Genomic DNA, 8,318 nt, shown 5'->3' on the forward strand with positions numbered 1-8,318 from the left:
GTGGGGCTCATCGGACTCCACGCGCGCGTGGCCCGCCGCCAACCCGCTCGAAGGTCCTTAGCATCGGGCCCATGTCAGCCATCTCCCCGCCCGGCGCCCGGTGGACCGACCTGCGCACCTGGTGGGCGCAGAGTCCGCCGGGCGCCGGAGCCGCGATCCTGGCCACCGGCATCATCTCGATCGGGCTGGAGCAGACCGGCTACGAGATCCTGTCCCGGATCGTGCTGGCCCTGGCGGCCGTCGGCTGGCTCGGGCTCGCCGCGGCCTTCGTCGTACGGCTGCTGCGGGAGCGGGAGCGGTGGCTGGCGGAGGCCGCTACGCCGGGCGCGCTCACCGCGGTCGCGGCGACCGCCGTGCTCGGCACGCGGCTGGTCATGCTGGGGTGGGAGGTGCCGGCCGAGGCCCTGCTCGCCCTGTCGGCGGTGCTCTGGCCCGGGCTGCTCTTCCTGGTCGTACGGCAATGGCGGCCCCGTATGCCCGGAGCGGTGTTCCTCGGCTGTGTGGCCACGCAGGGGCTCGCGGTGCTCGGCGCGACGCTCGCCCCCGCGACGCACACGGACTGGCTCGCGCACACCGCGCTGGTGCTGTTCTGGCTGGGGCTCCTGCTCTACGCGCCGGCGCTGTTCTACTTCGACTACCGCGAGGTCGCCACGGGCGCCGGGGACCAGTGGGTCGCGGGCGGCGCGCTCGCCATCTCGGCGCTGGCGGGGTCGAAGCTGATCCTCGCGTACCAGGCGAACATCTACCTGTGGAACGACGACGACAACGGCGTGCTGCGCTGGGTGACCGAGGCGCTGCTCGTGCTCGTCCTCGGCTCGTACTGCGTGCTGGCCGTGGCGGAGGCCCTGTGGCCCCGCCCGCGCTACGACGTGCTGCGCTGGGCGACCGTGTTCCCGCTGGGGATGACGGCGGTCGCGGCGCTGTCGGTCGCGGCCGCCATCGGCGTCGGCTGGCTCAGGGGGCTCGGGCAGGTACTGCTGTGGATCTCGGTCGCGGCGTGGCTGGCGGTGGTGGTCGTAGCGGTCAGGCGTCCTCAGGAACCGTAGCCGTCAGGCGTCCTCAGGAACCGTAGCCGTCAGGCGTCCTCAGGAACCGTAGCCGTCAGGCGTCCTCAGGAACCGTAGCCGTCAGGCGTCCTCAGGAACCGTAGCCGTCAGGCGTCCTCAGGAACCGTAGCCGTCGGACGTCCTCAGGAACCGTAGCCGTCAGGCGTCCTCAGGAACCGTAGCCGTCGGGCGTCCGCACGCGCCGTGGTCGTCGGGCGTCCGCACGCGCCGTGGTCGTCGGGCGTCCGCACGCGCCGTGGTCGTCGGGCGTCCGCACGCGCCGTGGTCGTCGGGCGTCCGGAAGCGCCGTAGCCGTCCGTGGGGGCCTTCGGGGGACCGTCAGGTCCAGAGCACCGCGATGAAGATGTTCGCGGTCGTGAGCAGCCCTACGAGCCCGAACAGGCCCTTGTCCACCTTCTCGTCGTCCCGCTTCACATAGACGAGCCCGAGGATCACGATCAGCAGGGCGAGCTTCACGCCGATCTTGATGGTGTTGACCGAGTGGTCGTCGGCCTGGTTGAGGCCGACGAGAGCGACGCCCGTGACCAGCATGGTCAGCGCGCCGTGCAGCATGGCGGGGACGAACCGGGCGGTGCCCTGGCCCATCGCCTTCATCTGGGTGAGGAAACCGCCGAGGAGCGAGGCGATGCCGATGATGTGCAGGCCGACGAAGAGATGGATGAGTACGTCCATGGAGCCGGAGCCTAATCGGCGGCCCCCACCCCCCTTGTCACCGGCCCACCTCCTGTAGACCACTACCACCTGGGAACCACCGACTGTCCCGGAACCGCCCCATCGGTCATCACACCGCGTGAAGTCGACGGCGCCGGGCCGGGATCACGGTCACATGCGGTCACCCCGCGATCCAGTGGCGTCACTTCCGTACATGACGTCACCGGGACATCACTCTCAGGTTTAGCGTCCTCCACCAGGTGGCCGGCTCCCCACCGCCGCCCGGGCCAGGGGCGGCAGCCGGACACCACCGCCGAGAAAGGTCCGGCGGCGGCCCGCTCCCCCTGTGTGGGGCCGCCGCCGGACGTGTCCCCCCTGACCGCGCTCGTCCCCGGCGGTCGTACGCAAGTCCCCGGGAAGGATGTGGGCCCTCGTGGCAGCGCACCGAAAGCCCAGACAGCGCTCGCTCGGTGGAAACACGGCCCGCACAGCCGCGACCATCGCCCTCGCGGGAGCGGCCACGGCGACGGGCTTCGACGGGACGGGGCACGCGGACCCGCAGTTGTCGCCGGCACAGGTGAAGGCCAAGGTGGACAAGTTGTACGAGGAGGCGGAGGTCGCCACCCAGAAGTACGACGGCGCGAAGGACAAGGCGGACAAGGCCGAGCAGCGGCTGAACGCGCTGCGTGACGAGGCGGCGCGCAAGGAGGACCGGCTCAACACGGCTCGGGACGCGCTGGGTTCGATCGCCGCCGCGCAGTACCGCAGCGGAGGCCTGGACCCCGCGCTGCAACTCGCGCTCTCCGACAACCCCGACCAGTACCTGGAAGGGGCCGCGTTCGCCGAGCGGGCCGGCAGCCGACAGGCGGAGGCCGTGGCCCGGGTGCGCAAGCAGCTGCGGGAGATCGAGCAGCTGCGCGGGGCCGCGCATGTCGAGCTGGCCTCGCTCAAGTCGCGTCAGGCGGAGCTGAAGCGGGCCAAGAAGACGATCACCGGGAAGCTGGACACGGCGCGGCAACTGCTGTCGCGGCTCACCGACGAGCAGCGCGCGCAGCTCGGAGACCTGGGATCGGCCGGGGGCACGGGAAGCGCCGGGCAGCGCGCCTCGCGCTCCGCCGCGCGGGACCTCGGCCCGGTGTCGTCGCCCGGCTCCGTCGCGGCGCCCAACTCCCGTGCGGCGGAGGCCGTCGCGTACGCCTACGGGAAGCTCGGCAGCCCCTACGTCTGGGGCGCCACCGGGCCCGACGCCTTCGACTGCTCGGGCCTGGCCCAGGCCGCGTACCGCGCCGCTGGCATCTCGCTTCCACGCACCACGTACGCGCAGATCGACGCCGGACGCCGGGTCTCGCGGTCCGAGCTCCTCCCTGGTGACCTGGTGTTCTTCTACTCGGGAATCAGCCATGTGGGCATCTACGTGGGAAACGGCCAGATGATCCACGCCCCGAACCCGTCGGCGCCCGTGCGGCTGGCGCCGGTCGACGAGATGCCGTTCGCGGGAGCCACCCGAGTGGCGTGAAAGACGCGGGGGCGACCGCGGTGTGGTGCGGACGGAGAAGTGGATCACGGTAGCGTCGGCGCGGACTCTGTTTCCGTCGTCATCGCTCCGTCGTCCCGCCGTCGTTCCGTCGACGCTCCATCGTCCGAGAGGTTCTGATGCCCGGCTCTCTGCTGCCGCCTCCGCCGCCGCCCGCGCACATCAGGACCTGGCCGGACCGGGCCGCGCTGCTGGCCGACCGGGGGCGGGCGCTGGAGGAGCTGCGTCGGCGGAGCCTGGGGGTGCACCGGGTGCTGCTGCTCTGGCTGCTGGCGCTCGCGGCGATCGTCGGCTGGGCGCTGCTGGTGCTGCCGCTGCGACAACTCGAGCAGCGCGACCCCACCGGTTTCGTCCTGGGCCCGCTCTTCGCCCTGCTGGGCCTGGCCGCGCTCGCCCCGACCGTCGTCGCCGTCGCCCTCTCCGTCCGCCGGGACCACCACATACACCGACTGCTCGACGCCTGGTCCGAGCTGGACCGGCACCCCGCGACCGACTCCCGGCTCCGCTCCCCCGGCCTCAGCCTCTTCTGGCTGCTCTCCTCACTCGGCGTCTGCGCGATCGGTGCCTGGACGTCCTTCGCGGCGGCCGCGCGGGCCGAGCCCGGCCACCCCCTGTACAGCGATGTCGTCCAGGGCATGGGCATCGGCCTGATCCTGTGGCTGACCGGCCTCATCGGCATCGTGAAGGCCGTACGCCACTACCGCTGGGCGCTACGGATACTGGGACCGGCGCCCGACGCGAAACACCGGTAGGCACCGGGCACCTCCGGCGGGCTCAGCGGACGTGGCCCTGAACCCTCTCGACGCGATCGGCTAGACCAGCCGACGCGCCGTGGCCCATCGGGTCAGCTCGTGGCGGTTGGACAGCTGGAGCTTCCTGAGGACCGCCGAGACGTGCGACTCGACCGTCTTCACCGAGATGAACAGCTGCTTGGCGATCTCCTTGTAGGCGTAACCGCGGGCGATGAGACGCAGGACCTCGCGCTCGCGCTGGGTGAGACGGTCGAGGTCCTCGTCGACGGGCGGGGCGTCGGTGGAGGCGAACGCGTCCAGGACGAATCCGGCCAGGCGGGGCGAGAAGACCGCGTCGCCGTCCTGGACACGGAAGATGGAGTCCACCAGGTCCGTGCCGGTGATGGTCTTGGTGACGTACCCACGGGCGCCGCCGCGGATCACGCCGATGACGTCCTCCGCGGCGTCCGACACGGAGAGCGCGAGGAATCGGACCGGCTGCCGGGCGTCGGCCATCAACGGGGCGCAGCGGCGCAGCACTTCGACACCACCGCCGCCCGGCAGATGGACGTCCAGCAGGACGACCTCGGGCCGGGTGGCCGTGATGACCGTGACCGCCTGGTCGACGTCCGCGGCCTCACCGACCACCTCGACGCCGGTCCGCTCGGTCTCTCCGATCTCGGCCTGCACTCCCGTACGGAACATGCGGTGGTCGTCGACGAGCACGACCCGCACACGACGGCCGCCCGCGGCAGCGCTCGCGTTGGCGCCGACGGCGGTCGAACCCGTGGGCGCGCCCACACCGGCGAAGGACTCGGCGTCCGGCCCGGTGGTCGACTCGGTCGCGGCCTCAGCCCCGGTCCCGGCCGTACCCACGGCGGCATCCTCCGGCCCGTTCGATGCCGGGGCCTGCCCGGTCGGTCCGTTCACGTCGCTCATGACGTCTTCTCCGCCCTTTCCATCTCCAGCTCGACCTCCGTGCCGCCGTCCGGCACCGCGCGCAGTCGCGCCGTGCCGCCGTTGCGCTCCATGCGGCCGATGATCGATTCTCTGACGCCCATGCGGTCGGCGGGTATCCCGTCGAGGTCGAAGCCGGGACCGCGGTCGCGGACGGACACGAAGACCGTCCTGCCCTCGACTTCGGCGTAGACCTGTACGGCGCCGCCCTCGCCACCGTACTTGGCGGCGTTCACCATCGCTTCCCGCGCGGCCTGCATCTGTGCGGTCAGGCCCTCGTCGAGCGGGCAGTCGCCCACGACGACGACCTCGATGGGGACGCCGTGCTTGTCCTCGACCTCGGCCGCGTTGCGGCGGACCGCCTCGGCCAGGGTCGCGGGCTCGTCCGCCTCGTCCTTGCCGGTGCCCTCCGGTTTGTAGAGCCAGGCACGCAGGTCGCGCTCCTGGGCGCGGGCGAGCCGTCGCACCTCGTTCGCGTTCTCCGCGTTGCGCTGGATCAACGTCAGGGTGTGCAGCACCGAGTCGTGGACGTGGGCGGCGACCTCGGCCCGCTCCTGGGCGCGGATGCGCATCAGGCGCTCCTCGGAGAGGTCCTGGGTCATGCGCACGAGGTAGGGGCCGGCGAGGAGCGCTGTGCCGACCAGGACCGCGAGTGCCGCCTGAAGGACGGAACCGAGGTGGGCCGCCGAGCCCTGGAGCACGAATATTCCGGAGACGCCCGCGGTGACGAGCAGGACACCGGCCGCGGAGCGCAGCAGCGTGAGCGTACGACGACGACGGCCGACCTCGACCCAGCGGGCCCGCCGCGCGTTGTCCGCCTGGCGCCAGACCAGGGCGACGCCCGCGCCGACGAGAACGGTCGGCCAGAGATAGGCCCTTGCCCCGCCGCCGAGATTCACATTGCCGACGAAGACCATGGCCACGACGACCATGAGAAGCAGGGCGACCATCTGGCCCCGGTCCGGCTTGCGGGCCACGAGTCTGCGGCGGCCGTCGGGGGCGGTCTCGGTGGTGAAGGCCGGGGTGCGCCCGGAGTCGACGCCGCCGACGCCGAGCGGCACGAAGAACCAGAACGCGGCGTAGAGCAGTGCCCCGAGACCGTCCGCCATGAACAGGCCGACGAACACCAGCCGCACCCAGATCACGGGCAGCCCGAGGTGCCCGGCGAGCCCTCGCGCCACGCCCCCGAGCCAGCGTCCGTCGCTGCTGCGGTAGAGCTTGCGCGGGGGCCGCGGGTCGTCGAGGGGCACTGCTGCGGCTTCCGGCATGCCATCGATGTTCACACGGCCGGAGGGCAGGAGCATCAGGGTCGACCCCCGAGACTCCCCTGATCTTCGAGAGACCGGTGCTCGAACGGTTCCCTCCGCCCCCGTCAGGGCCGATATCAGGGTTCGGCCAGGGTCGTCCCGACTGCCGCCGGGCCTTCCCGCCCGTCACCATGGACACATGACAGATCAGCAGCACGCGGCGGCGGAGCCGGATCCCGGCCCCGGCCCGGGCGCCCCACCATCGGGCGCCGGGCCGCGGGACGCCGTGCCGCCCTCCGCGGGCACCGCCACGGGCACCGCCACGGGCGCCGAGGGAACCGCGGAGGGTGCGGGAGCACCAGGCGCGACAGGTGAGGAACCGCGCGCGCACGGGGAGCCGCCCGCGCCCGAGGGCCCGCGCAGGTTCCGGCGCGACCGTCGGCAGAAGATGCTGGGCGGCGTGTGCGCCGGGCTGGGGCGGCAGTGCGACATGGACCCGGTGATCTTCCGGATCGTGCTCGCCGTGCTCTCTGCCACGGGCGGCATCGGTCTCATCTTCTACGGCTTCGTCTGGCTGTTCGTTCCCTACGACGACGAGGAGGAGAACGAGGTCCGCAAGCTCCTCACCGGCCGCGTCGAAGGCCACGCGCTGGCGGCCGTGCTCTTCGCGCTGGTCGGCTGCGGGGTGTTCCTGTCGATGCTGAACAACGGCAGCGTGCTGACCTTCGCCGTCGTCCTCTCCCTGCTTCTCGCGGGTGCGGGGTACTGGTCGCAGCAGCGCGGCGCCCCCGACCCCGACCCTTCCCCAAGCTCTCGGCTGCGCTCGAGCAGGGGAGGCCCCATTGCCGCCCAGGCGGTGGCGGACGCACCGCCGGAGGCGCAGGCCCCGCCCGTCCCCGTCTCCTACCCCTCCTGGTGGCGCGACCCGATCGTCAAGGACGGCTCGCACGTGGGCGGCACCGGCTATCTGTGGGGCCCGCCGGACGCCCGGGACCGGGATGTCGCGGCGGCGCTCAACATCGCCCGCGGCATGCCCCGCCCGGACATACGGGACCTCCGCGCGGCCCGTGAGCCGCAGCCGCGCGGCCCGCGCTGGATCGGCGGCTGGGTCTTTCTGCTCGCGCTGGTCGCAGGCGGCCTCGGCACGGGCCTGACGTGGAACGGCCATCCGCTCGCCACCAGCCTGCAGACCGGTCTGTCCTGCGCGCTCGTCGTGTTCGGCCTGGGCATCGCGCTCAGCGCGTTCGTGGGGCGTACGGGCGCCGGGTCGATCTTCCTCGCAGTGATCACGGCGGCGCTGCTGGCGGGCTCCGTGGCCATGCCGAAGGACATCAGCACCCACTGGATGCGGGTCGAGTGGACTCCCAGGTCCGCTGCCGCCGTGCCGGAGAGTTTCGACCTCGGCACGGGTGTGGGCACTCTCGATCTCACCCATCTCGGCCTCGCCAAGGGCCAGACGGTGACGACGACCGCGGAGGTGGGCGCGGGCCGGCTGAAGGTGATCGTCCCCAAGGACGCGACCGTGAAGCTGAACATCGACGTGGGCGTCGGGGACATCCAGTTGCCGGGCGACGGCAAGAAGGACGTGGACGTGGAACCAGGCAAGCACAAGCAGGTGACCCTGCCGGCCCCGACCGGCGGCAAGGACGGCGGCACGCTCGACCTGAACCTCCAGGTCGGCGTGGGACAGGCGGAGGTGATCCGTGCCACGTCATGAGTTCCAGCCCGGAAAGCTGGTCGCCGGCCTTTTCCTCACCGCCGCGGGCGTCACCTACGCGGGCGACGCGGGCGGTTGGTGGGACACACCGTGGTTCGCGATCATCCCCGTCGTCACGGGTGGGCTATGCCTGGCGGGCGCGGTGGCGTTCCTGACCCATGGCATACGTCGGCGACGGTTGCGGCGGGGGGCGGGGGTGTCCGGGTAGCGGGGGTGTGAACGGAACGCCGGTAGGTGCAGGGCGATCTACGCCCTGCACCCAGCACCCAGCACCCAGCACCCAGCGATGCCGTGCGCCGAACTGCACTGACCCGCGATGGCTAGTGCCGCAACAGGCAACGTTCGCCCCGTCGCGACGCCCGGCACGCACTCTCGCCGCACCGGCCGAAAGCCCAAGTACGTCCAGTACGAGGA

8 protein-coding genes are annotated in these 8,318 nt (G+C 72.1%); 5 read left to right on the forward strand and 3 right to left on the reverse strand.

All coding sequences use genetic code 11. The features are described 5' to 3' along the window. Positions 1–71 precede the first annotated feature (71 nt). On the forward strand, positions 72–1,046 hold the full coding sequence (locus ABZ656_RS03385) for a tellurite resistance/C4-dicarboxylate transporter family protein (RefSeq protein WP_101400184.1): 975 nt from the start codon (positions 72–74) through the stop codon (positions 1,044–1,046). Positions 1,047–1,385: 339 nt separating this feature from the next. On the opposite strand, the gene ABZ656_RS03390 is transcribed toward ABZ656_RS03385, so the two are convergent. Then, the gene (locus ABZ656_RS03390; RefSeq protein WP_060901458.1) at positions 1,386–1,739 is read right to left on the reverse strand and encodes a hypothetical protein; all 354 of its coding nucleotides are present in this window, start codon (positions 1,737–1,739) and stop codon (positions 1,386–1,388) included. 412 nt (positions 1,740–2,151) lie between these two features. On the opposite strand from ABZ656_RS03390, the gene ABZ656_RS03395 reads away from it, so the two are divergent. Both ABZ656_RS03395 and ABZ656_RS03400 read left to right on the forward strand, forming a co-directional pair. Continuing rightward, positions 2,152–3,234 (forward strand): NlpC/P60 family protein, encoded by a 1,083-nt coding sequence (locus ABZ656_RS03395; RefSeq protein WP_360264030.1) that lies wholly within the window; start codon positions 2,152–2,154, stop codon positions 3,232–3,234. A 137-nt stretch (positions 3,235–3,371) separates the two neighbouring features. After that, positions 3,372–4,004 (forward strand): hypothetical protein, encoded by a 633-nt coding sequence (locus ABZ656_RS03400; protein ID WP_101403687.1) that lies wholly within the window; start codon positions 3,372–3,374, stop codon positions 4,002–4,004. Positions 4,005–4,064: 60 nt separating this feature from the next. On the opposite strand, the gene ABZ656_RS03405 is transcribed toward ABZ656_RS03400, so the two are convergent. Further along, positions 4,065–4,922, reverse strand: coding sequence for a response regulator transcription factor (locus ABZ656_RS03405; protein ID WP_360264033.1), 858 nt, complete (start codon positions 4,920–4,922; stop codon positions 4,065–4,067). Next, complete coding sequence (locus tag ABZ656_RS03410) at positions 4,919–6,244, reverse strand: ATP-binding protein (RefSeq protein ID WP_101400182.1); 1,326 nt, start codon at positions 6,242–6,244, stop codon at positions 4,919–4,921. The genes ABZ656_RS03405 and ABZ656_RS03410 overlap by 4 nt, the downstream gene beginning before the upstream one ends. A 142-nt stretch (positions 6,245–6,386) precedes the next feature. Here ABZ656_RS03410 and ABZ656_RS03415 point away from each other — a divergent pair, with 142 nt between their 5' ends. Together ABZ656_RS03415 and ABZ656_RS03420 are read left to right on the forward strand one after the other, a co-directional pair. Then, positions 6,387–7,904 carry a PspC domain-containing protein gene (locus ABZ656_RS03415; protein WP_360264037.1) on the forward strand — a complete coding sequence of 506 codons (1,518 nt, stop codon included), beginning with the start codon at positions 6,387–6,389 and terminating at the stop codon, positions 7,902–7,904. Further along, positions 7,891–8,112: a hypothetical protein gene (locus ABZ656_RS03420; protein ID WP_101400180.1), complete on the forward strand. Its 222-nt coding sequence runs from the start codon at positions 7,891–7,893 to the stop codon at positions 8,110–8,112. Before ABZ656_RS03415 ends, ABZ656_RS03420 begins: the two co-directional genes overlap by 14 nt. Positions 8,113–8,318 lie beyond the last annotated feature (206 nt).

Source organism: Streptomyces sp. NPDC007095, assembly GCF_040634475.1.
Classification (GTDB): Bacteria; Actinomycetota; Actinomycetes; order Streptomycetales; family Streptomycetaceae; genus Streptomyces.